Source organism: Curtobacterium sp. ABR8, from assembly GCF_057812125.1.
This window is the reverse complement of sequence record NZ_CM173818.1, coordinates 249,442-271,418: the sequence shown is the minus strand read 5'-3', so window position 1 is coordinate 271,418 and position 21,977 is coordinate 249,442. Positions and strand designations below refer to the sequence as shown.

The 21,977-nt window shown below is 66.4% G+C and carries 21 protein-coding genes; 9 read left to right on the top strand and 12 right to left on the bottom strand.

Annotation, left to right across the window (positions count from 1 at the left end):
* The first annotated feature begins 48 nt into the window (after positions 1-48).
* The 6 genes from ACXKZB_RS01350 to ACXKZB_RS01325 are packed head-to-tail and all read left to right on the top strand — an operon-like array spanning position 49 to position 4,121.
* Positions 49-597, top strand: a complete 549-nt coding sequence (locus ACXKZB_RS01350; RefSeq protein ID WP_488824396.1) for a hypothetical protein — start codon at positions 49-51, stop codon at positions 595-597.
* A gap of 36 nt (positions 598-633) precedes the next feature.
* Positions 634-1,647 (top strand): hypothetical protein, encoded by a 1,014-nt coding sequence (locus tag ACXKZB_RS01345; protein WP_488824395.1) that lies wholly within the window; start codon positions 634-636, stop codon positions 1,645-1,647.
* Positions 1,648-1,660: 13 nt separating this feature from the next.
* The gene (locus ACXKZB_RS01340; RefSeq protein WP_488824394.1) at positions 1,661-1,936 is read left to right on the top strand and encodes a hypothetical protein; all 276 of its coding nucleotides are present in this window, start codon (positions 1,661-1,663) and stop codon (positions 1,934-1,936) included.
* A gap of 39 nt (positions 1,937-1,975) precedes the next feature.
* Positions 1,976-2,839: a hypothetical protein gene (locus ACXKZB_RS01335; protein WP_488824393.1), complete on the top strand. Its 864-nt coding sequence runs from the start codon at positions 1,976-1,978 to the stop codon at positions 2,837-2,839.
* Entirely contained in the window at positions 2,836-3,087 is a 252-nt protein-coding gene (locus ACXKZB_RS01330) for a hypothetical protein (RefSeq protein WP_488824392.1), read from the top strand. The genes ACXKZB_RS01335 and ACXKZB_RS01330 overlap by 4 nt, the downstream gene beginning before the upstream one ends.
* Positions 3,087-4,121, top strand: a complete 1,035-nt coding sequence (locus tag ACXKZB_RS01325) for a hypothetical protein (protein WP_488824391.1) — start codon at positions 3,087-3,089, stop codon at positions 4,119-4,121. The genes ACXKZB_RS01330 and ACXKZB_RS01325 overlap by 1 nt, the downstream gene beginning before the upstream one ends.
* A gap of 383 nt (positions 4,122-4,504) precedes the next feature.
* Here the strand turns inward: ACXKZB_RS01325 and ACXKZB_RS01320 are convergent, their stop codons facing one another.
* A complete protein-coding gene (locus ACXKZB_RS01320; RefSeq protein ID WP_488824390.1) occupies positions 4,505-4,894 on the bottom strand; it encodes a MerR family transcriptional regulator in 390 nt (129 codons plus the stop codon).
* A gap of 85 nt (positions 4,895-4,979) precedes the next feature.
* Here ACXKZB_RS01320 and ACXKZB_RS01315 point away from each other — a divergent pair, with 85 nt between their 5' ends.
* Positions 4,980-5,720: an NADPH-dependent F420 reductase gene (locus ACXKZB_RS01315; protein WP_488824389.1), complete on the top strand. Its 741-nt coding sequence runs from the start codon at positions 4,980-4,982 to the stop codon at positions 5,718-5,720.
* 628 nt (positions 5,721-6,348) lie between these two features.
* On the opposite strand, the gene ACXKZB_RS01310 is transcribed toward ACXKZB_RS01315, so the two are convergent.
* The 10 genes from ACXKZB_RS01310 to ACXKZB_RS01265 all read right to left on the bottom strand — a co-directional run bounded on the left by ACXKZB_RS01310 (position 6,349) and on the right by ACXKZB_RS01265 (position 17,646).
* A complete protein-coding gene (locus tag ACXKZB_RS01310; protein WP_488824388.1) occupies positions 6,349-7,662 on the bottom strand; it encodes an NtaA/DmoA family FMN-dependent monooxygenase in 1,314 nt (437 codons plus the stop codon).
* A gap of 60 nt (positions 7,663-7,722) precedes the next feature.
* Positions 7,723-8,931: an MFS transporter gene (locus ACXKZB_RS01305; protein WP_488824387.1), complete on the bottom strand. Its 1,209-nt coding sequence runs from the start codon at positions 8,929-8,931 to the stop codon at positions 7,723-7,725.
* Positions 8,932-9,529: 598 nt separating this feature from the next.
* Entirely contained in the window at positions 9,530-10,693 is a 1,164-nt protein-coding gene (gene nagA / locus ACXKZB_RS01300; RefSeq protein ID WP_488824386.1) for an N-acetylglucosamine-6-phosphate deacetylase, read from the bottom strand.
* Positions 10,694-10,704: 11 nt separating this feature from the next.
* A complete protein-coding gene (locus ACXKZB_RS01295) occupies positions 10,705-11,508 on the bottom strand; it encodes a recombinase family protein (RefSeq protein ID WP_488824385.1) in 804 nt (267 codons plus the stop codon).
* Positions 11,509-11,997: 489 nt separating this feature from the next.
* A complete protein-coding gene (locus tag ACXKZB_RS01290) occupies positions 11,998-12,882 on the bottom strand; it encodes an ATP-binding cassette domain-containing protein (RefSeq protein ID WP_488824384.1) in 885 nt (294 codons plus the stop codon).
* Positions 12,882-13,922: an ABC transporter permease gene (locus ACXKZB_RS01285; protein ID WP_488824383.1), complete on the bottom strand. Its 1,041-nt coding sequence runs from the start codon at positions 13,920-13,922 to the stop codon at positions 12,882-12,884. The genes ACXKZB_RS01290 and ACXKZB_RS01285 overlap by 1 nt, the downstream gene beginning before the upstream one ends.
* A gap of 77 nt (positions 13,923-13,999) precedes the next feature.
* Positions 14,000-14,992, bottom strand: a complete 993-nt coding sequence (locus tag ACXKZB_RS01280; RefSeq protein ID WP_488824382.1) for a substrate-binding domain-containing protein — start codon at positions 14,990-14,992, stop codon at positions 14,000-14,002.
* A gap of 149 nt (positions 14,993-15,141) precedes the next feature.
* Entirely contained in the window at positions 15,142-15,726 is a 585-nt protein-coding gene (locus ACXKZB_RS01275; RefSeq protein ID WP_488824381.1) for a winged helix-turn-helix domain-containing protein, read from the bottom strand.
* Between the two features lie 40 nt (positions 15,727-15,766).
* Entirely contained in the window at positions 15,767-16,582 is an 816-nt protein-coding gene (locus ACXKZB_RS01270) for a TIM barrel protein (RefSeq protein WP_488824380.1), read from the bottom strand.
* Positions 16,579-17,646 carry a Gfo/Idh/MocA family oxidoreductase gene (locus tag ACXKZB_RS01265; protein WP_488824379.1) on the bottom strand — a complete coding sequence of 356 codons (1,068 nt, stop codon included), beginning with the start codon at positions 17,644-17,646 and terminating at the stop codon, positions 16,579-16,581. The genes ACXKZB_RS01270 and ACXKZB_RS01265 overlap by 4 nt, the downstream gene beginning before the upstream one ends.
* Before the next feature lie 174 nt (positions 17,647-17,820).
* Here ACXKZB_RS01265 and ACXKZB_RS01260 point away from each other — a divergent pair, with 174 nt between their 5' ends.
* Positions 17,821-18,798, top strand: a complete 978-nt coding sequence (locus ACXKZB_RS01260; protein ID WP_488824378.1) for a LacI family DNA-binding transcriptional regulator — start codon at positions 17,821-17,823, stop codon at positions 18,796-18,798.
* Here ACXKZB_RS01260 and ACXKZB_RS01255 read toward each other — a convergent pair whose 3' ends face one another.
* On the bottom strand, positions 18,799-20,244 hold the full coding sequence (locus ACXKZB_RS01255; protein WP_488824377.1) for a sugar porter family MFS transporter: 1,446 nt from the start codon (positions 20,242-20,244) through the stop codon (positions 18,799-18,801).
* Positions 20,245-21,145: 901 nt separating this feature from the next.
* Between ACXKZB_RS01255 and ACXKZB_RS01250 the strand changes: the two genes are divergently transcribed.
* Positions 21,146-21,904, top strand: a complete 759-nt coding sequence (locus ACXKZB_RS01250; RefSeq protein WP_488824376.1) for a hypothetical protein — start codon at positions 21,146-21,148, stop codon at positions 21,902-21,904.
* Positions 21,905-21,977 lie beyond the last annotated feature (73 nt).

Here is a 21,977-nt window from a genome sequence, read left to right as displayed (position 1 = left end):
ACATGTGGTTTCTGACGAACGGCCGCCTCGCCATGCAAGCAGCCGGCCATGACTGACTCGAGCCCGCGATGGTTGGCGAGAATCCCACTGTCGAGCTTGCGGAACCAGAGTCCCCCGAATCTGCAAGCCCTCTACGCGGAGGTACAGGACGACGAAGCCCTCATCCCAGGCCTGAAGATGGGGCTCGGAGCACTCATGGTGCAACGGTGGGACTCCGCCTACGGCGCTCCTGGCTGGACGCTTTACGGTGCCGACCTCACCCTCGATATGGGCCACCCGTTCGGGTCGATGTTCTACCGCAACAACGAAGACGAACGAGTGCTCCGCATCGGCGTCACGTGGCATCCGCCGGTGCAGCGGCTCGAGTTCCCGGCCCTGCACCCGTCGAGGCCGGAACTGAGCTCGAATTGCTCCGAGGAGGAGGTTGCCGCGGTGGTGTTGGATGCGCGGAGTCGAATCGGGGTTCTTGTCGCGGTCAACGCGCAGATCGGATCGTTCGTCGCCACCGAAGAGTCCGAGAACGCGATCCTCGACGCGTCCGGACTCGGCTTGGAGCGGCTCTCTGAGGACGACCCGAGGCTTCGCGACCATGACTGACCAACGTTTCGTTCGGTCGCCTCCGGGGCGGCGTTGATGAGTGACCGGCAATGGGTGCAGAACATCCGCCACCACCAGAGAATCCTGTCGTTGCCGTTCGGGCTCGGGTGGACGATCGACATCACCCAGACGCTGACGGCGCTAGCCGCGGCTGGCATGCCCGCCACGGTTGAGGCGTTTGACCGGCTGCGGTTCAAGGACGGCCGGACCGGGTTTCTGTCCACGCCGGACCCGACAGCCACGATCACCGAGGACGGCACCCCTGCCGAACGAGACGAGGACCTCATCGTTCTCCCTGGCGGGTCAGAGGGTGGAGTGTTGTCCTTGGCGCGGCGGTACCCGGACCTCGTAGTCGTGAACGGGAAGCGGCAACGTGTCTGGGCGAACGGCCGGCAGGTGCACGGCAGCTCGATGCAGCGCGACGCGACGCCTGGATGGCAGACCGTGTTCGCCAGCGCCCGGACGATCGTCTTGCATGGAGGCGGCACGCACGCCATCGCGGACCGCGTCGGCATCCCGGCGGATGACGTCCGAGCCGTTATGCCCGTGCTCGGTGCGCACGTCGTCCACACACCAGTCGGGTGGGAAGCAGCCGACCGGCATGCACTGTGCGACTGGGCGTTGGCGGCGTATCCGGGTCCCGGCGGGATCCGCACCTGCTGGCGCCGCGACGTCAGCATCGACGCTCAAGCAGACGAGCTGATCGGGCTTGGCGGGGTGATGTCGGACCGGTGGGCCGCGCAGCAGTCCGGCGTCTTCGTCCCGCCGAACCGCCTGACTGCGTTCTTCGCCCAGCACCCCGACATGCACGCGCTCGGCTACGAACCCGTCACCGTGAACGACGCAACCGTCACAGTCGTCATCCCGCAGGACACCACCATCCTGACCGCGGCCGAGGGGTGCTGCACAGACGACTTCATCACCGCGCACGTCATGTACGAAGACAGCTGGGTGACCGCGAACACGGAGGCGGTGAACGCGCTGCGGCAGCTGCTGCACTTCCAAGCCGACCTCGCCCACGACCTCCGCTGGCACCCCAGCGGCAGCTAACGAGAGTCCACCGATGACGCTGCAGCTGCTGTCCCTGACGTTGGCGTACGACGACGCACGCTTCTTCGGCGCCGTCATGTTCACCAGCCTCGACCACCCTGACGACAAGCCCGCCACGGTGCTGATCGACCACACCGACGCGGCGCCATGGTTCCGGCTCACCAACGTCGACCCGGACGCCCAGGACCCATCGGTGCCAGCGATGGCGGAAGCGGACCGCATCATGCGGTTCATCCTTCGCTACACACCCGAACGCATCGGCCGCACCTCGCCGACTTCCCAGCCCTAACCCTCGCGCTCCTGTCCCGACTTCTTGGAGGTACCGCCCGTGATCCGTCTGGTTTCCCTGCACCTCTCGAACGACCGGATCCTCTGGGGGCATGTCCTCCTCGAGGACACCGACGACCCGGAAGCGTCGATGGCGCGGATCATGATCGAACCCAGTGAGAAGGAACCCGGTTACGAGCTCGTTGACCGGCACCGGCGGCGCCTCACTGACCTGACCGTCCCCGCAACGCGGGAAGCGAACCGCATCGTGCAGACCCTGCTCATCCCAGCGTCCGTGGTCGCGAAGCGGGAGAAGACGGTCCGGGAAGTCATCCACGCCGGCTATCTCGAAGGGTTCCCGGATGACATGCCGTGGCAGGGCCAGTTGTGGATGTACGCCCGCGGTGAGATCAGCATCGACCAGCTCCAGGCCTACACCGACAACGGCCGCCAAATCCCACACGCCCCCGGTTCCGCTCCTGCTGATGGTGCTGACGTGCCCGCGGAATGGTGGCAGGCCACCCAGGCACGCATCCGCCGACACCTGCTGGACACGACCCTCACCGAAGCGGAAGCCGCCACCGCCCTACAGATCAGCATCGACGAGGTCGGCGAAATGTTCGGGTCGAACCGGCTCACGAGCTTCGACCTCGACGGTGAAGAACGCATCCCCGACTGGCAACTCATCCGACCCGCCCTCCCCGAGTTCGGCGACCCGGCCAGTCTGCTGCCGGGGCTTGACGTGCTCTTCGCGGCAGCGCCGCAGCGGCTCCTCGACGCGGCGGCGATGACCGAGTTCATGACCACAGCCCGTCAATTCCTCAGCGTTGACGATGTGCCCCTGACACCGCTGGTCTGGATGCAGCAAGGCCGGCCCCTCGCCACCGTCATCGCCTTGTTCCGGGGACGGCGGTGGCGGTGGTGACCGCCCGACCCGAGCTGTTCCTGCTCAGCGTCGCGTTCGACATGGCCGGCACCCACGGGCACATGTATTTCCGTGATCCACCGGACTCCGAGCTCCGGCAGGTCCTCGTCAGTAGCACCGACGGCGACGGCGGCTACCGGTGCGAACCAGCCCACGGTGACACTCGCGACGGGTGGGAGCCGTTCCTCACCGAAGCAGGCTGGATCATCGCCCTCATCCGACCCGACACCCCCGAGGAGCGCCGCTGATGGGGCCCGCACTGCAATGGGTCGCCGACGCCTACGCGGGACGGCCGCAGATCACGCTCCCGTACGGGCTCGGGGAGACCGCGGACCTCACCGACGCCCTCGCCGTCCTCAAACTCGCCGGCCTGAACGCGGTCGTCGAGTCCCACGACACGATCCGCCTCGCCGACGGCCGCCGCGCCCGCCTCCCAACATCAACCCGGAATCCACGCGGCGAACCAGACACACCGGCAGAGTTGCACCTGCTCGCCCCGCGCACCGTGATGCAAATGCAGATCGCACTCGCGGAGCAGACCGAGACGGTCCTGCTCGTCGACGTCGACCGACGACGCGTCTGGGTCAACGGGAAACAGGTCCTCGGCGTCCACGACCGGTGGAAGGACGCCGCACCGATCTACATCACCTTCGCCGTGGCGCGGATGCTCGCGGTCAACGGCGCGAGCTTCGACGAACTCGTCGAGCGCGGAGGATTCAGGCCCGGGCAGGTGGACGACGCCCTCGCCCGACTCGGGAAACGCGTGCACCGCACCAGCATCGGATGGGAATCCCGGAAAGTCGGCGGGCTCGTCGACTGGAGCATCGCCTGCTACCCGGGACCGGGTGGGATTCGGACGCGGTGGCGATCCGACCTCCCGTTTCCGGAGCAGGCGGACCGGCTCATCAGCGCCGGCTGCTTGATCTCCGGGCGCGGGATCTCGAGTCGCCCCGGTTACCCGGCGATCACTGTCGGCAAGACGACGCCGTACCGTCTCGTCGCCTTCGCAGCGAACGAAATCGACATGAAGGGCCTCGGATTCGAGCCCGAAGACGAAGACCTTGCCGGGACCGAGCTGATCATCCCGGCCGACCCAACCATCTTCGCCACCGCGACAGCCGCCGGCTACCGGGACCGCACCGACGACGTCATCACCGCCAACACACTCCTCCGCGCCGACACCCGCACCGACGACGACACGAAAGCGCTCGAGGAGGTTCGGAATCGCTTGTGGTTCCTCGCCGATACCGGATACGACCTCAGGTGGAACCTGCCGAGCTGACGAGTGCCCGCGTCCGTCGTAGCCCCGGCTTCACCGGAGTTCCCGTCCGCGAGCCGTGGCCGAGCTCCGCCGGCTCGATACGTCCGTGCAGTGCACGGCATCGTTGGAGGGAGCAGGGGCTGCTCGTTCAGGCGGAGAAAGCGTAAGCGAATACGTAGCCGGACGGATTCACGCCGGGCATGCGCCATGTATCGGGCTGGGAACCGTAGCGTTGCCGAAGTGGAGGCCGAGGAGCATGCCCTCGCGATGAGGGGAAGGCGATGACGAGCTGTCCACTGACCCATGGTGCAACCCCCTCAGCAGTGCGAAGGTCAAGTCCGAGGAGGGTCGCCGCGATCAGACGACATCAGGGCATACCAGAGCCCTCCGCTCTCGGCGTGAGTTCAGCTCGCTTGAGCGGCCCCTGTCCCGGACGTGGTGCGGTCCATCGCTTCGATGTACTGGGTGAGCGCGTCGCGGCTCTGGATGAGGAAGTCGATCTTTTCCGACATCCGATCGCGTTCCTGGGTGAGCGTGTCTCGGAGCTCGGGGTAGGGGTTCCGGACGACGATCGTTTGCGGCTGATCGAGGCACGGGAGGATGTCGATGATGATCCTGGTGGGGATCCCGTTCTCGACCAGGCCCCGGATCTTGTTCACGCGATCCACGAGGTAGTCCCCGTAGTCCCGGTATCCGTTGTCGAGCCGCTGCGGAGTGATCAACCCCTGCTCCTCGTAGTAGCGGAGCATGCGCGACGGCACCCCCGTTTGCTTGGAGAGCTCTCCGATTCTCATGGCTTTCCCCTCCTCGTCGCTTGACCTTCACACTAGTGGCAATGTTCAGACTGGACTACACCACGAGTTCGGAAGGCAGGAGTCCATGAAGATCGGCATCATCGGTACGGGCATGATCGGCGCAACCCTCGCGCAGCGTCTCGCCAGCGCGGGGCACGAGGTGTCCATCGCGAACAGTCGCGGCCCCGAGACCATCGAAGGCAAGGCTCTCAGCACAGGCGCCACCGCCGTCGATGCCAGAGAGGTGACGGCCGGCATCGACGCCCTGATCGTCTCGGTGCCGTTGAGTCGCATCCCGGACATCGCGCCGCTCGTTCGCGATGCCCCGTCGGGCGCGGTCGTGATCGACACGTCGAACTACTACCCGATGCGTGACGGTGAAATCGAGGAGCTGGAGTCAGGGCAGGTGGAGAGCCTGTGGGTCGTCGAGCGGCTCGGCCGTCCCGTGGTGAAGGCGTGGAACGCGATCGGCGCGCAGTCCTTCGCGGACCGCGCCACCCAGCCCGGCACTCCTGACCGCGTCGCAGTACCCGTGGCTGGGGACGATGCCGGAGCGAAGTCGTTGGCGATGACACTGGTCGATGACACCGGTTTCGACGCCGTCGACGCTGGCGCACTGAGCGAGTCCTGGCGGCAGCAGCCGGGAACCCCCGCCTACTGCACCGATCGCACTGCCACGGAACTGCCGGCATTCCTGGCTGCCGCCGACAAGGAGCGATCGCCGCGGCGTCGCGACATCGTCTCCGCCGCCGCCACGGAACGCAGCGAAGTCGACGGATCGATCAGCGGCGACTACCTCTTGCGCCTAAGCCGCGCCGTCTACTGACCGCGAACTGGTCCGCAGACCCCTGGCCCTCGGGGAGACGAGAACAACCGACGTAGATGTCGGCTGCAAAGAGAAGAGTCCTCTCGGATTCGTGAGCGGGTGCGCACAGAATGGAGATGGCCGCGAACCGGCACGCCCGAATCGCCACCCTCTCGGGGCCGCGCCAGTTGATAAACGCCTATCAGCGCGAGGCGTGGCGGCCGATCTCAATCGTCGGTGCGCAAGAACGAAGCGACGGTGTCGACAACGGCTGCACGGCCTGACAACATCGGCGTGTGTGGCCGCCCGACTACCCACGCGATGGCTCCCAACGTCCCTGCTTCTTCAGGCCAGCTGGCTCACTGTTCTTGTCGGCGGATTGTCGCCGACCACGCCTGCGAACAGTGGCGTCGACGGCGTGTCGAGGTATCCGTGGTGGAGGCCGCTCGTCTCGCGTCGGTAGCCGCTGCCGTGGTGCTGACCGGCGTACACGGGCACCTGACGGCAAGGTCGCCGCCCCGAAGAAGGGTGACGGCGGCCTTATCGGAGAGGGGTTCTGGTCGGTCATGAATTCCTTCTGCTATCGAGGGCTGTGGGATGACGTGCGGTCGTGTCCTGGGGACATCTGCCTGTTCCGGGAGGAAACGTCCTAGTTCATGCCGTACTGGTACGGCACACCGAGGTGATCCCGGAGGGTGTCTCCGTCGTAGTCGTGGTGGAAGAGGCCTCGCTGCTGGAGCAGGGGCACGACTCCGTCCACGAATGCGTCGATGCCGTCCTCGTAGATGTCGGGGTTGAGCCAGAACCCGTCGCAGGCGCCGGCCTCAAACCACTCCTGCATGTGATCGGCGGTGAGCTGCGGAGGGCCGACAGGAGCGGGGTGGTAGTCGATGACGCCGTGGTAAAGGATGTCACGGACACTCCATCCTTCTCGAGCCAGTTCCAGGGCGGTCGCGGATCGGGGGTCGGACGGAGCGGCTCGGGCCGCTGCGAGCGTCGTTGCGCTCAAGGGTCTGTCGAGATCGCGCGCCGTCAGGGGGATGCCCAGCATCATCCCGAGGTAGCCGACCTGGTGGTGGAGCTGCGGTTGGACCAATCGACCGCGCCGGTCGAGCGCCTCTCGTTTCGTTGGCGCGATGGTCGGGCTGATCCCTGCGAAGTACTTGATGTCGTCGGGGTTGCGGCCCGCCTGCTCCGCCGCCCGCCGAACGTTCGACCGCTGACGGATCGAGTCCGCGATGGAGTGGGTGTTCCCGATCACTCCGTTCGCGAAACGGCCCGCCAGCGCGAGGCTGTGGGGACTCTGCCCGGCGTGGAAGATGACGGGCTGACCTTGCTTGGACGGGGGAATTTCGAGCGGGCCGCGGGAGGCGACGTACCGGCCTTGGAGATTGATGGGCTGGATCTTTGTCAGGTCGGCGAAGACTCCCGATTCCTGATCTGCGGTCCAGGCGTCGTGTTGCCAGCTGCCCCAGAGGGCCTGAACGATCTGGATGACTTCCTGAGCGCGTCCGTAGCGTTCGTCACGGCTGGCGATCGACGTGCCGAAGTTGGCCGCGGAGGCCTCATCAGACGTCGTGATCGCGTTCCAGCCGATCCGGCCGCCGCTGATCACATCGAGTGTCTTCAGCTGACGCGCGAGGTTATATGGTTCGTAGAACGTCGTTGACGCTGTCGACACGAAACCGATCTTTCGGGTTTCCCGCGCCATCACGGCCATGGTGATGAACGGGTCCATGGTTAGCATTGGGGAGTCCTGGTCGGATTGCTGGCTCTGCGCAAGCATGTCCGGCAAGAACAAGAACTGGAACTTGCCTCGCTCCGCGGCCTGCGCATACCGCACGTGCGCGTCGGGATTGGTGTAGTTGCGCGGGTCGACATTGGGTGCACGCCAGGCGAGCGTCGGGGCCCCGTACCCGTTGCCCAGCTGCATGCTGATCAGCATCTTCTTCTCAGTGGTCATTTCTGGGGGCCTTTCCTGATGGTGTGCGTGTTTGGGTTGGTCATCGCGGCGGGAGCCCAGTCACGACGGATCTGTCAGGCGCTGAGCGGGGAAAGCGTGCCGTCGTCCCGCGGCGACGATGACGAGAACGAGAACGAGCAGTGTCAGCGTCGCGAAGGGCAGTGCCCCGGCCCCGAAGCCGGTCAGAACGAGTCCGCCAAGGATCCCGCCCACAGCGATCCCCAGGTTCAAGCCGGTGACGAGGACCGACTGCGCGGCGTCCACGGCAGTGCCGGACGCGTTCGTCAGCGCCGTCTGCTGCAGGCTTCCCGACCCGCCGAAGGCAATTCCCCACGCGGCGATGCTGATGATGATCGCAGCCGGCGCGCTTGTGGCCAGTCCGAGCACAAGGACCGCGAGTGCGAACACAGCGGTGCTGACCAGCATGAGCAGGCGCAGATGACGGTCGATCAGAAGTCCCGTCGCCCACAGACCGACGAGAGCCGAGACGCCGAACACGAGGAGCGCAGCACCGACCGTGCCGCCCATCCCTGCGAGGGAGAGGAACGGTGCGATGTAGGTGTACAGCAGCGCATGACCCGAGAAGAACAGCAGCGCGACGGCGATGATCGGCACGATGCCGGGAAGGCGAAGCGCCTGGACTGCATTCGTGCGCTCGTGCTGCTCCTGTCCCGGGAGAGGAGGTACCACGGTCACGACCCAGACCAGCACGGCTGCCGTGACGGCGGCCATCAGCACGAAAGTGAGCCGCCAGCCGACCGCTGAGGCGAGCAGGGTTCCTGCGGGGGTGCCAAAAGCAAGAGCGATCGGGGTACCGGAGAGCGCGATCGTCAGCGCGCGCCCTCGTTGTGTCGGAGCAACGATGCGACCGGCGTACCCTGCGAGGATCCCCCACAGGACTCCGGCGAAGACGCCCGCGATAAACCTGGCGGCCAACGTCATTGCCAACACCGGCGACACCGCGACGATCAGGCTGGTAAGGATGTACCCGCTCAACGCCATCATGAGCAGACGACGCCGGGGCCATCCCATCGTCGCGCCGATGATCGGGATGGCACCCAGCAGCGCTCCGAGCGCATAGAACGTCACTGTCTGTCCGGCAGTCGCCTCCTCGACGCCCAAATCCCTGCTCAAAGTGGGAAGGACACCCGCGGGCATCGTCTCGAGCATCACGGTCAGGAATCCGCTGCTGGCAAGTGCCAGCAGCGCACCGAGGGGAAGCCGTGCAGGCGTCAAAGCGCGTGCAGCGGGTGAGGGGGGCTTCAGCATCCGGTCATTCTCTAACCTTGCCATTAGTGTCAAGGTCAAATCGGATGAAATGTCGGACCCAGAGCTGCTCCCCATCACCCCTACGCGCGGCTTCCCTCCAACCATCCGCGATTCAGGCCGATCGAGCGCTGAGCGCCTCGTCCATCGAGGCGACGTACCGTGTGAGCAGTGCTGCTCGTAGCTTTAAGAAGCGCCGTCGCGCGTGGCACCTCCGCTCAGTTCTGGCTGCTTGTAGTGGAATCGGAGATTTTTGGTGCGTCCGATGGACAGACCTCTCCAGGCCGAATGAGGGACGGCTTTTTGAACCGGCGGTTACTTCTACCCGCGGCGTGCTCGACGCAGTTCTGCGACGATGCGAGCGCGCTCGGGATCCTTGGCCAGCGTGAGGTACTACAAAACTGGCCGGATCCACTCGAGCCGCGGGCTCACGCCCGCAGCCCGAGTGTCACGAACGTGATGGCTCAGTACAGCTGCGCCGGACTCGTCAAGAGCGAGCTGTGAGGAGGAGCAGACGGCGCGCTGCCCGCGAACCTCATCGATGTGCGCGTCTGTCCGCGTGCGGCGAAGGAACGGAGCAACAGCGATCCTGCGACGATCGTCATAGGGGCCGCGTTTGCCTCACCCCGTCGGCCCAGACGTCGGCGATCTCGAGCGTCGGAGTGATCGCCACGACGTCGGCTGCGAACCCCGGCGCTAGTCGGCCGAGACGATGCCCGAGCCCAAGCGCTGCGGCGGGGGACGCGGTGAGGGCCGCGACCGCTTCTTGCATGCCAAGGCCGGCGTGATGAACGCCGATCCGCAGGGCGAGGTCCTGCGTGAGGGTCGATCCGGCTATCGTGTCGCCTCCAGCGATCCGGGCGACACCTGCAACGACGTCAACAGCAAGCGACCCGAGCCTGTAAGTGCCGTCTGGTGCCCCAGCGGCCGCCATCGCGTCAGTGATGAGCGCGACCCGTCCCGGGGCTGCGTGGAAGAGTGTGCGGGCCACGACCGGTGCAACATGGACCCCGTCGAGGATGAGTTCGAGCGTGACCCGGTCGTCATCGATCGCCGCCATGATCGGGCCCGGCCGTCGGTGGTGGATGCCGGGCATCGCGTTGAACGCATGTGTGAGGAGGGTCGCGCCCGCGTCAAACGCGTTGCGGGCAGTCTCGTATGTCGCGATCGTGTGTCCCACCGCCGCGATCACTCCGTTGGACGTGAACGCGGCAATGGCGTCCATCGCTCCGGGTACCTCGGGTGCGAGCGTGACTTGGCGGAGAACGCCACGGCCTGCTTCGATCACAGCGTCGACATTGTCTGGTGTCGGGGCGACGAGGTGTCCGGGCTCGTGAGCACCGTGATTGAGCGCGGAGAGGAAGGGACCTTCGAGATGCGCTCCGAGTACGAGTGGATCGTTCTCCATCACTGTTCGGATGCTCGCCAAAGACCGTGCCAGGGCGGGGACGGGATTGGTGAGCAGGCTGAGCACGGACCGGGTGGTTCCGTGCTGCCGGTGTAAGCGCAACGACTTCTGGATTTCCTCTGGGCCCTCGTCGTACGCGCCTCCGGCGCCGCCGTGCCCGTGGATGTCTATGAAGCCCGGAACGAGCGTGACGTCCCCGAGGTCAATGGTCTCGTTCGCGTCGGGCGCGTCGCGACCGCTGCCGACGGATCGAATGACGTCACCGGCGAGCAGGATCCAGGGGTTGGCGGTGTCGGTGCGATCGTCAACGCATCGAGCAGCGCGAAGCAGAGTCGTCTGGGTGAGGTAGGCGCTCATCGGTCTCGTTGTCAGGCGGGCTTGTTCGCGTGGGCGTAGCCGTAGTGGTCGCACAGCTGCAGGCCGGCCGCGGCCTCCTCATAGACGACAGTCGCGTGCTCGTGCAGCTCCAGCGCCGAATCGGGGGCGGACGAGCTGAGCGGCGCCTCGACTGCGGCGGCGATCGCAGCCCCCTCCCCGGAGCCGTGGGCGACACAGCGGAGCGGCATGCACTCGGGTCGCGGATCCGATTGGGTCGGCGCAAGCGTGCTGGCGGCCAGCATCCGATACGGCGTTGTGCGGTCGACGCCCAGGTCACGCGCCACTGCCGCCTTGGGTGCACCAGTAATCAGCCGGCACGCTTCAACGGCCCTGTCGTCCGTCAGCTTCCGCGCTCGTCCCCTGTACTCGCCTGCCGCCTTCGAGATACGGATCCACTCACGCTGCCGCTCGCGAACGAGCGTGTGCCCGAACGCTGCAAACGCACCACGGCGCTTGAGCATGAGCCGACCGAACGCGTCGTCGGTGTCACGGCTGTTGGTCTGCGGCTCCTTCACGAACACGACCGACGCGCCCTTTGACGTGATCTTGTCAACGATGTTCCGAACATCACCGAGAGCGCGCGCGAGACGATCGATTGATGCAGCGCGAACGGTATCGCCGTCGCGGACGTACCCGATGCAGTCGAGCGGCGCCACTCGATTCGAGCGAGATCCTCGGGAGGCCTTCTCCTCGAACACTCGGTCGACGTCACCGACCGCCTCGAGCTGTCGATCCTGGCGCTGATCAGGGGAGCCCACCCGAACGTAGTCGACGATCTGCTTGTAATGCGCCACCCCTTGACCATCGCACACTTCTGCCGCAAGGGACTACTGCAGGTTTCGTTGACTCGTTGACGTGCCCCACGGTTTGGACGGGACTGCTGCAGGTTTCGTTGACTCGTGGGTTTAGGCCGCGAGTGCGACCTGTGGGTCGATGATTGCTTCGTACTCGACGGGCGTCAACTTCCCGAGCGCGCGCTGACGACGTTTCCGGTGGTAGGTGCCCTCGATCCAGTGCACGATCGCGAGGCGGAGCTGCTCCCTGCTCGTCCATCGGCGCCGGTTCAGGAGGCGACCCCCGCATGTTCGGCGGGGTCGGGAGGGCGGGGGACGCCGGCGTGGCCGTCGCGGCGTTCGTGACCACCGGCAATCAGCGGGCAACGCATCGAGGTCGGTGGGTTTTCGATCTCGCGCCGAGTCGATGCTCGGGCCATGCCGGTCCTCTGAGTTTGACGCAGGCGCTTGGAAACTGAGCCTCTCGTCCATCACTACGGACATGTGGCCTCAAGAAGCTGCTTCCGCCGCACGGATCTCCGCCACCCGATCTCCTTGCCCGCCGATCTCTTCGAGTTCGTGCGCGAGTTCTTCCAGTTCGGCGCCGCCGGCCATCATTCCGGTGAGCTCGGGGAGGGTGATGTCGTGCTTCTCGAAGTAGCCGATGCTCTTGCCGCGGCGGAGGAGCAGGAAGCGGTCGCCCACGGGGTAGGCGTGGTGTGGGTTGTGAGTGATGAAGATCACGCCGAGTCCGCGGTCGCGTGCGCGGAGGATGTACTTCAGGACGACGCCGGATTGCTTCACGCCGAGGGCTGCGGTCGGCTCGTCGAGGATGAGCGCCTTCGCTCCGAAGTACACGGCTCGGGCGATGGCCACGCACTGCTTCTCGCCACCGGACAGGGTGCCGATGGGCTGGTCGACGTCGCGCAGGTCGATGCCCATCTCGAGGAGTTCCCGTTTGGTGATGGCCTTCATGGTCGCCACGTCGAGGAGGCCGAACGTCTTCCGGAGTTCGGAGCCGAGGAAGAAGTTCCGCCAGATCGGCATCAGCGGGACGACGGCCAGGTCCTGGTAGACCGCGGCGATTCCAGCGTCCAGGGCTTCACGTGGGGACGAGAGCGTCCGCTCCTCCCCCATGATCGAGAAGGTGCCTGCGGAGTGTTCGTGCAGGCCGGCGATGATCTTGATGAGGGTGGACTTGCCTGCGCCGTTGTCGCCGAGGACGCACGTGACGCGGCCCGCGTCGACGTCCATCGAGATGTCGGAGAGCGCGATGACGTTGCCGTAGTGCTTCCCGACGTCTCGCAACGATACGAGGTGCGGAGCGCCGGCGACGGTCTCCGAGGAGTCCGAGACCGGCACGGTCACGGATTGGGTGGTCGGTGTGTTCGTCATCACTTCTGCTCCGCACGCTTCTTGACGATGAGGTTGATGATCGTGGCCAGTAGCAGCATCAGGCCGAGGAAGAACTTGAACCAGTCGGGGTTCCACTGCGCGTAGACGATCCCCTTGTTCGCCATCCCGAAGATCAGGGCGCCGATCGCGCCGCCGACCGCGGAACCGTAGCCGCCGGTGAGGAGGCAGCCGCCGATGACCGCGGCGATGATGTAGAGGAACTCGTTGCCGATGCCCTCACCGGACTGAACAACGTTGAACGCGAACAGGTTGTGCATGCCGGCGATCCAGGCGCAGAACCCGACGCCCATGAACAGGCCGATCTTCGTCTTCGTGACCGGAACGCCGACTGCACGGGCCGCGTTCTCGTCCCCGCCGACCGCGAAGATCCAGTTCCCCACCCTCGTGCGCAGCAACAAGTAGGAGGCGACGGCGACCAGGGCGATCCAGATGAACACGGTGATCTTCACGGTGACGCCGCCGATGGGCACGTCCGCGGCGAAGATCTGCTGCGCGAGCGCGAAGCCGTCGATGTTCGACACGTCCGGTGTGGCGACACCACCGGCCACGATCCGGGTGATGGCGAGGTTCAACCCGGTGAGCATCAGGAACGTCGCGAGGGTGACGATGAAGCTGGGGAGCTTGGTCCGGATGAGGATCCACCCGTTGAGCGCGCCGACGCCGAGGGAGAGCACGAGGGCGAGGGCGACCCCGACCCAGATGTTCGTGGCGAAGTACCAGGAGAACAGGCTCGCGGTCAGCGACGACGAGATCACGCCGACGCCGGCGGAGAGGTCGAATTCCCCACCGATCATCAGGAGCGAGACGCCGACGGCCATGATCCCGATGGTCGACGATCCGTAGAGGACCGTCGAGATCGAGTCGGCCTGGGTGAACACGGGCGCCACGATCGCGAAGAAGACGAACATCGCGACGGCGCCGATGACGGCGCCGACCTCGGGACGCCCGAGGGCTTTGCGGATGGGGCTGCGACGAGCGAGGCGCTCGTCGCCTGCGGGGACGATGGTTGCAGTGGTCATGAGGGTTCCGTTCCGGGGCATCAGACTGGAGGCACGGTGCGGGTCCGCAGCGCCAGCTGCGGACCCGTCGGCACGGGTCAGCGGATGCCGTCCTCGGCGTACTTGAGGACGTCGGAGACGTTGTCCTTGTCCACGATGGCCGGGCCGGTCAGGGTCGGCTGACCGCCGCCGAGTTCGAAGCCGCCCTGCTTGTAGAGGACCAACGAGTCGATGGCTTCATACCCCTGCAGGAACGGTTGCTGGTCGACGGTGAAGAGCACGTCGCCGTCCTTGACGCTCTTCGCGAGGTCGGCGTTCAGGTCGAACGAGGCGATCTTGACCTTGCTGTTCGCGGCTTGCACCGCCTTTTCGATGATGGCGGTGTACGGGGCGCCGAGGCCGACCACGGAGTCGGCCGAGGAATCTGCCTGCAGCTTGGCGGTCACCGTGGACTGGACTGCGCTGTTGTCGGTGCCGTTGACGTACAGGGTCTGGGTGTCGGGGAGCACCTTCTTGATGCCCGCGCACCGCTGGTCGAGGGAGACGTTGCCCTGCTCCTGCACGACGCAGATCGGGTTGCTGAGGCCCTCGGCCTTGAGCTTCTCGCCGACCGCCGCACCGGCGACGTCCTCGTCCTGGCCGAAGTGCTCCAGGATGCCGAGGTCCTTGTACGCAGAGCTGCCGGCGTTCAGGGACACGACCGGGATCCCGGCCTTCTCCGCCCCCTCGACGGCGCTCTTGAGCGCGTCGGGCTTCGCCAGCGACACGGCGATCCCGTCGACCTTCTGGTCGGTGTACTGGCTGATGAGTTGGGCCTGCTTGGAGCCGTCGGGGTCGGAGGCGTACAGCAGTTTCACGCCGTCCTTCTTCGCGGCGTCCTCGGCGCCCTTGCGGACGATGTCCCAGAACGTGTCGCCTGGGGCGGCGTGGGTGACCAGCGCGATCGTGAGACCGGAGTTCTTGCCGCCGGAGGCGGATCCGTCCGAGTCGTCGTTGGTGGTCCGTCCACCCTGGCTGGAGCAGCCGGCGAGGATGAGTGCCCCGGCGGCGGCGGCCGCGGTGAGGCTGATGAGTGCAGGGATGCGCTTCACGGAGGACTCCTTTGTCTCGTGTTCCGATCCCGACGAGTCGGTGACTCGGCGGGGCGCTTGGTGCTGTGCTGTTCGGCCGGGTTCTCGGGTGTCACATCGCCGTCGATGCTGGCCGGTGTCGTGAAGATAGCACGTGCGACTTGCACGTGCTAGTACCAGTTTGTGGAGCGTTCGATCTCGACGCTGAACACGGATGGGTCCAACAGCAGGGTGATGCGGCAGCGTCGCTCGGTGAATTCGTCCGCGACGTCGGTCGACACACGCAAGCGCACCTGACCACCGAGCCGCGTGAGGCTCGTGTGGCTCACCCGCTGGCAGCCCTGCCATCCGCTCGCACCGGTGAGGACGGGCCAGTCGAGCAGGTCCCCTGCCCGTTTCCAGGGGTGTCCGTACGTCTCTACGGCGATCTCGGCGACGCTCTGGCCACGGAGCGTGGCGTCAGCACGGATGAGGGTGGGACGGTCCTCGAGTAGGCGGAGCCCGGTCCCTGCGGTTCCGACGAGGACGATGTGCGCGCTTGTCGGCGCGGCGGTCGTCGCCGCGACGAACGTCCCGATGCCCTGGCGGCGGTCGACCAGTCCCGTGGCGACGAGCCACCGCATCGCTTGGACGACGGTCGGACGGCTCGCACCGTGGGCGCGGGCGAGTTCGTGTTCGCTCGGCAGGCGCGCGCCGACCGGGAAGGTCCCGTCGGAGATTGCCTGCTCGATCGTCGCTGCGATGCCCCGCCACACCGGCAGTGCCGGCGTGGCGGGGTGGCGCGCGTGTTCACGGCTACCGAGGCGCGGTGACGGAGACGTCGAAGGCTGCACGGAAGGCTTTAAGCGCGTCGTCGGAGGATCCGCTCGCCCAGGACTCGAGGCCGACGACGCCGGTGTAGCCGAGCCGGTCCAGAGCTGCAGCGACGGCGGCGTAGGCGATCTCGCCGGTACCGGGTTCCTGTCGGCCGGGGACGTCCGCGACCTGGATCTCCCCGATGAGCGGCAGCGCCCGTTCGACGAGCTCGATCAGGTTCCCCTCGCCGATCTGCGCGTGGTACAGGTCGAGGTTCAGGCGGAGGTGCGGACTGCCGACCGCTTCGACGAGGGTGATTGTGTCCGCCGCACGGGCGAACGGGACGCCGGGGTGATCGACAGCGGTGTTGAGGTTCTCGAGCGTGAAGACCCTGCCGTGGCGTTCACCGAGCGAGGCGAGTCGTTCGAGGGTGTTCGCGGCGGTGAGCCAGTCGGCGGCGGTGACCGTGTGCCGCGGGATCACCGGGAGCCCGTTCGGATCGAGCCCGGTGCCGTGCAGGTTGAGTCGTGGACTGTCGACCTCCGACGCGGCGTCGAGGGATCGTTCTGCTGATCTCAGGAGTTCGGCGATCCCGTCGTCGTCCGTGAGGTTCCCCGACACGTAGCCGGTCATGGAGGAGAACGTCGCCCCGGTCGTGGCGAGTTGGGAGAGGTCTTTCGTCGTCCAGTCCCAGATCTCGACCTGGAACCCGAGGTCGTCGATCCGTCGCACCCGTTCGACGACGGGCAGATCGGTGAAGAGCATCTCCGCCGATGCGGCGAGGGTGACGCCGGCTTCCCGTGTCGCCACGGTCATGCGACGCGACCATCCGCGTCGAGGTGCACGATGCCGCCGCGCTCGATCGACGCACGGGCCGCGAGTGCGACAGCCAACGCCGCTCGAGCGTCCTCGCCGCGCGCTGCAGTGACGTCACCGGTCCGGATGGCGTCCGCGAAGGCGACGAGTTCGTCCGTGTACGCCTGGTGGAACAGGTCGATGTTGAGGCGGGTCGTGGCGACGCCGACGCCGGTGGCGTCGTAGACGCGAGCGCTGGTGGCACGGACGTCGCCGGCGGTCACCATGCCCTCGCTGCCGAACACTTCACCGCGGACGTCGTACCCGTACGCGGCGGAGAAGTTCGCTTCGGCGGTCGCGATCGCGCCGTTGTCGTACCGGATCGTCACGACAGCGGTGTCGAGGAGCCCGTTCTCCTTGAACTCGGGCGCGACCAACGCATCGGCGAAGGCGACGACCTCGACCGGATTCGCGCCAGCGTTGAACCAGTTCAGCGTGTCGAAGTCGTGGATGAGCGTCTCGTTGAAGATCGTCCACGGCTTCACGGCGCCCGGATTCGCGAGTCCAGGGTCGCGGGTCAGGGAGCGGAGGAGCTGCGGTGTGCCGATCCTTCCGTCGTGGACGAGCGCGCCGGCTGCCGCGAAGTCGGTGGAGAGTCGGCGGTTGAACCCGACCTGCAGCGGCACGCCTGCGGCCGCTGCGGCCGCGATCGCCCGGTCAGCGTCGGCGAGCGTGAGTGCCATCGGCTTCTCGACGAAGACGGCCTTGCCCGCCTCGGCGGCACGGACGACGAGGTCGGTGTGCGTGAACGCGGGCGATGCGATGACGACACCGTCGACGGATGGGTCGGAAAGCAGGTCCGCGGCATCCGTGGTGGTGCGGTCGACACCGAGTGATCCCCCGACGCGCTCCGCTGCACCAGGCACCGGGTCGGCGATCCCGACGAGTTTGGCGCCAGGGACCCGCAGCGCGATGCTCTGCGCGTGAAACGCACCGATCCAGCCGGCGCCGACCAGGCCGAGACGGACCGTCTTCCGCGCGGAGGAGGGCGCCGCGGTGTTCGCGGCGGGGGTGGTGATGGACATGGTGCCTCCTGCACTCCGTTGTGTGTCGCCCGAGGGCCGATGTTCAGACGGTAGCACGTGCTAGGCGCACGTGCTAGGAAGCAGCTCCCCGTGCTCTGACGGTCTCCCGTGGGACGATGAAGCGTGGACCTCCGACCGAGCACTGCAGCCGACGTACCGCGTGGCCGTCCGACGATGAAGGATCTCGCCGACCACGTCGGCGTCTCCAGGCAGCTGGTCTCACTGGTGCTCCGTGACCTCCCCGGTGCGAGCGCGGAAACGCGCCGGCGCGTTCGGGAAGCGGCTGCCGAGCTCGGCTACTACCCCGATGCGTCCGCGCGGGTGCTGCGCGGACGCCGCAGCTTCCAGCTCGGCGTCGTCTTCACGATGCACGAGCCGTTTGAAGTCGACCTCGTCGAAGCGCTCATCGGCGAATCTGCCTCACGGGGCTACTCGCTCGTGCTCGGGCCGATCACGGCGGACAGGACGCAGGGGGAGGTCATCACCGGGCTCCTCGGCCAACGCATCGAGGGACTGGTGATCCTGGCCACCGACGATGGGCGCGCCACGATGTCAGGCCTCCCGAACCGGATACCCATCGTCCAGCTCGGCGGTCCCGTGGCAGACGTCCCCGTGGACGACGTGCGGGTCGACGACGAGGTCGGCATCCAGCTCCTGGTCGATCACCTCGTCGGTCTCGGCCACCGGAAGATCGCCCACGCGACCGGCGGCGTCGGCCCGAACGCTGCGAGCCGACGGGACCAGTACGTGGCGGCGATGCGGCGACACGGCCTCGAGCCGGACGTCGTCGAGAGCGCTTACACCGAAGAGGCCGGTTCCGCGGCGGCCGTCGCCCTGCTCGAACGGGCGATCCTCCCGACGGCCCTGATGGCGGCGAACGATCGATGCGCGGTCGGCGCCCTCGCGACCCTTGCCCGTCGAAACGTCGCGGTGCCCGAGACGATCTCGGTGGTCGGGTTCGACGACAGCTCGGTCGCGCGCCTGCCGTTCATCGAGCTCACCACCGTCCGGCACGAACCGGCGAGCCTCGCGGCGGAAGCGCTCGAAGCCATCATCGCCCGGATCGACGACCCGGCGAAGCCGATCGTGACCCATCGAGACGCACCCGAACTCATCATCCGCCGCAGCACCGGGCCGGTTCGGCCGCTCTGATCAGCCGCGACGTTCCTCGACCGTGTAGATGGACCCCGTCGTGACGCCGTGTTCGATGTGCTCGAGGGTGCGCCCACGGGTCTCGGGGACCTGGGTCGCGATGAAGATGATCGCGAGGACCCCGATGCCACCGAAGAGGAAGAACGTGCCGGAGATCCCGAGTCCGGCCGCGAGGCTCGGGAAGAACAACCCGAGGAGTGCGTTCGCGATCCACCCCCAGAACACCGAGATGCCGATGGCGAGTCCTCGGACGTACAGGGGGAAGATCTCAGCGAGCATCACCCAGATCGCGATGTTGAGGAAGGTCTGCATCGAACCGACGAACAGCACCACCAGCGTCAAGATCACGTAGGGCCGTGCGTCGTTGCCGACTGGCAGGAGGATCGACGCGAGTCCGATGAGGAAGTGCATCGTCGTGGTGAGCGAGAAGCCGACGAGGAGCGTGGTGCGCCGGTTGATGCGCTGCATCAACGACAGACCGATGATCCCCCCGATGACCGCGATCACACCGGGTGCGATGTTCGCGATCAACGCGGCGTTGTGCGAGAAGCCGGCCTCGGTCAGGACCGCCTGACCGTAGTACATGATCGAGTTGATCCCGGTGAGCTGCTGCCCGAGGCTGATCCCGATGCCGACGAGCAAGATCCGGAAGACCCACTTGTTCCGGAATGCCTGCAGCGACGCCTTCGGCCTGGCCTCTTCCTGCTCGGTCGTGCGGATGATCTCGTCCAGTTCCGCCTCGGCGCGGTCGACCGACCGGATCGTCGTCAGGACAGCCAGGGCTGACGAGCGGCGCCCCTTCGACAGGAGCCACCGGGGAGACTCCGGCATCCTGAGCATCCCGATGAGCAGCGCGAGCCCGGGCATTGCGGCGACGGCGAGCATCACCCGCCAGATCCCTTCGATCTCACCCCAGATCGTCCCGATGATCGCGTTGATGACGAACGCGGAGAGCTGTCCGACGACGATCATGAGTTCGTTCCGGCCCGCGATCTTGCCACGGATCTCGTAGGGCGCGAGTTCGGACAGGTATACCGGCACCACGACCGACGCGCCTCCGACGGCGAGCCCGAGGATGCTGCGCGCGATGACGAGCACGCCGAGGCCCGGAGCGACAACGCTCAGGAGCGCTCCGACGACGAACATCGACGCGAGCACGATGATCGTGCGCCGCCTGCCGAACGCGTCACTGAGCCTGCCCCCGAGCAATGCACCGACCGCAGCGCCGAACAGCAGCGACGACGTGACGACACCTTCACTCAGGGCCGTGAGCCCGAGCTCCCGAGACATCGGCTCGAGTGCACCGTTGATCACACCCGTGTCGTAACCGAAGAGCAATCCGCCGAGCGTCGCTACGACGGCGACGAGGCCGAGTCGCCGAGCATGAGGCCCGGGCGTGAGATCGGGGAGACGCGCAGCGGACTGTGAGCGGTCAGTGGCGGTCATGTGACTCCTTCGTCGCACCGGTTCCATGTTCGGACATGGTCAGTGCACCGTATCACTGGCTCGTGCTAGTTTCCATGTCCGCAACCGGCTCTGGTTCCTCGCCGACACCGGCTACGACCTCCGGTGGAACCTGCCGAGCTGACGACGCTCGCGCTCACTCCGGAGCTCTATGCCTGACCGAACTCCTCCAAACCCATGCCGTCAGCTTCGTCTCGCCACGGCCCGCTTCCACCCAGACCGCGTCACGCGTCATACTCCGAGCGACCGCGTCATCCCGGCGGATGAGCCGGTCCGGCAGCTGGAACCAGGCGTACACCGGCATCGGCTGCACCAGCTCCCGCACGTCCGCGCCGCGTGCCGATTCCTCCAGCGAGAACGGCTGCGGCGGCTGCGGCGGCTGCCAACCTTTCGAACGACGACGAGCCACTAAACGGATAGTACAAAGATGCACCGACGCGCTCTGCGCGGCCGTATGACGCACGCGCAATGAGATTCGTTCCGGACCACCTATGTGCGACAGAGCAACTCAGTGCCGCGCAGCTCGGTACGGAGGAGCGCGCTGAAGCATCGAAGCGCCCGGCCGACGACCGGCTTTCGGACGCCCTACCTTTCGTGTGCCCCTCAGGTTGACCCCAGCAAGAAGTGCCGCTCGAGCAGGTCGGGTAGGAACCCGACCCACGCCCCGTCGCCGACGGCGACGGCGCGGCCGTCACGCCCAGCGCCCGGGCCGCCTCGGCGACGCCGTCCGCTTCGCGGGTGATTTCCGATCACGAGCAGGACGAAAGAAGAACGTCGTGTCGGCGAGGCGCTGATTCGCCGCAGCCTCTGACAGCCGGAGGACACGCGTTCAGCGGAGAAGAGGATGTGGACGTCGGTCATGCGGCCATACGCTGCAGGCATCATGATCGATTGGCTGTTCGGACTTCTCACACCCTCCCAATGGGATGCGTGGCGCGGCTGGCTCACCACGCTCGGTGGTCTTGTCGCGCTTTTCGTAGCGACCAGCACCTATCTCCGCAATGGGAAAATCAAGCGGGAGGAACAGGCTCGCCTGGTCTACTCGAAGTTCACCCACGTCGAGCACCACGATGCCGGCGAGACCTTTCCCCTGCTTCCAAACGACGCGAGGATGGGTAACGGGGCGCCAGGCGCAGCCATCATTCCTAACCCCGAGCCGGATGCGGAGCAGAAGTCGATCGGCCTCGCTTTGCAGCCACTGATTCAAGCGACGGTGGTGATTCATAACGGCAGTAAGGAACTCATCGGCCCGGCGCGCGTGCAGATGGTGAACGGTGGCACGGGCCGGGTGTGGGACGAGTTCTCACTCAGCATCGGCGCCATCGACCCAGAATCCGATTACGTCGTCGACTTCACCTGGATCAACGAAGTTCATCCTGGGCAACCAGGTCTGGCTACGACCGTCATCTTCCGCGACGCAAGTGGCCAGTGGTGGCGTCGGCATCGTTCCGAACCGATTGAACGCGTTCACGAGGATCCCGAGAACTCAGGACCGACAGCAACGGAACGGGTCGGCATCCGCCGGTACCAGGAAAGTATCGGTATCCCCGAAGATCAACTAGTCAAAGAACCGAAGGTGTCTCCGACTGTGCGGATTCATCGACTCCTGCGGTCCTGGAGCGGCAAATCACCCATTCCCTGAATCGTGCTGACGCACCGACAACGCTGTGTGCTGCTCGAGCAGGTCGGGTCGGAACCCGCTCCACACCTCGTCG

Coding starts and splice junctions, on each gene's coding strand:
- ACXKZB_RS01270 (WP_488824380.1), bottom strand. CDS start 16,582: ATGACCGTGGCGACACGGGAAGCCGGCGTCACCCTCGCCGCATCGGCG.
- ACXKZB_RS01255 (WP_488824377.1), bottom strand. CDS start 20,244: ATGACCGCCACTGACCGCTCACAGTCCGCTGCGCGTCTCCCCGATCTC.
- ACXKZB_RS01325 (WP_488824391.1), top strand. CDS start 3,087: ATGGGGCCCGCACTGCAATGGGTCGCCGACGCCTACGCGGGACGGCCG.
- ACXKZB_RS01250 (WP_488824376.1), top strand. CDS start 21,146: ATGATCGATTGGCTGTTCGGACTTCTCACACCCTCCCAATGGGATGCG.
- ACXKZB_RS01260 (WP_488824378.1), top strand. CDS start 17,821: ATGAAGGATCTCGCCGACCACGTCGGCGTCTCCAGGCAGCTGGTCTCA.
- ACXKZB_RS01265 (WP_488824379.1), bottom strand. CDS start 17,646: ATGTCCATCACCACCCCCGCCGCGAACACCGCGGCGCCCTCCTCCGCG.
- ACXKZB_RS01340 (WP_488824394.1), top strand. CDS start 1,661: ATGACGCTGCAGCTGCTGTCCCTGACGTTGGCGTACGACGACGCACGC.
- nagA (WP_488824386.1), bottom strand. CDS start 10,693: ATGAGCGCCTACCTCACCCAGACGACTCTGCTTCGCGCTGCTCGATGC.
- ACXKZB_RS01310 (WP_488824388.1), bottom strand. CDS start 7,662: ATGACCACTGAGAAGAAGATGCTGATCAGCATGCAGCTGGGCAACGGG.
- ACXKZB_RS01350 (WP_488824396.1), top strand. CDS start 49: ATGACTGACTCGAGCCCGCGATGGTTGGCGAGAATCCCACTGTCGAGC.
- ACXKZB_RS01285 (WP_488824383.1), bottom strand. CDS start 13,922: ATGACCACTGCAACCATCGTCCCCGCAGGCGACGAGCGCCTCGCTCGT.
- ACXKZB_RS01345 (WP_488824395.1), top strand. CDS start 634: ATGAGTGACCGGCAATGGGTGCAGAACATCCGCCACCACCAGAGAATC.
- ACXKZB_RS01315 (WP_488824389.1), top strand. CDS start 4,980: ATGAAGATCGGCATCATCGGTACGGGCATGATCGGCGCAACCCTCGCG.
- ACXKZB_RS01320 (WP_488824390.1), bottom strand. CDS start 4,894: ATGAGAATCGGAGAGCTCTCCAAGCAAACGGGGGTGCCGTCGCGCATG.
- ACXKZB_RS01290 (WP_488824384.1), bottom strand. CDS start 12,882: ATGACGAACACACCGACCACCCAATCCGTGACCGTGCCGGTCTCGGAC.
- ACXKZB_RS01305 (WP_488824387.1), bottom strand. CDS start 8,931: ATGCTGAAGCCCCCCTCACCCGCTGCACGCGCTTTGACGCCTGCACGG.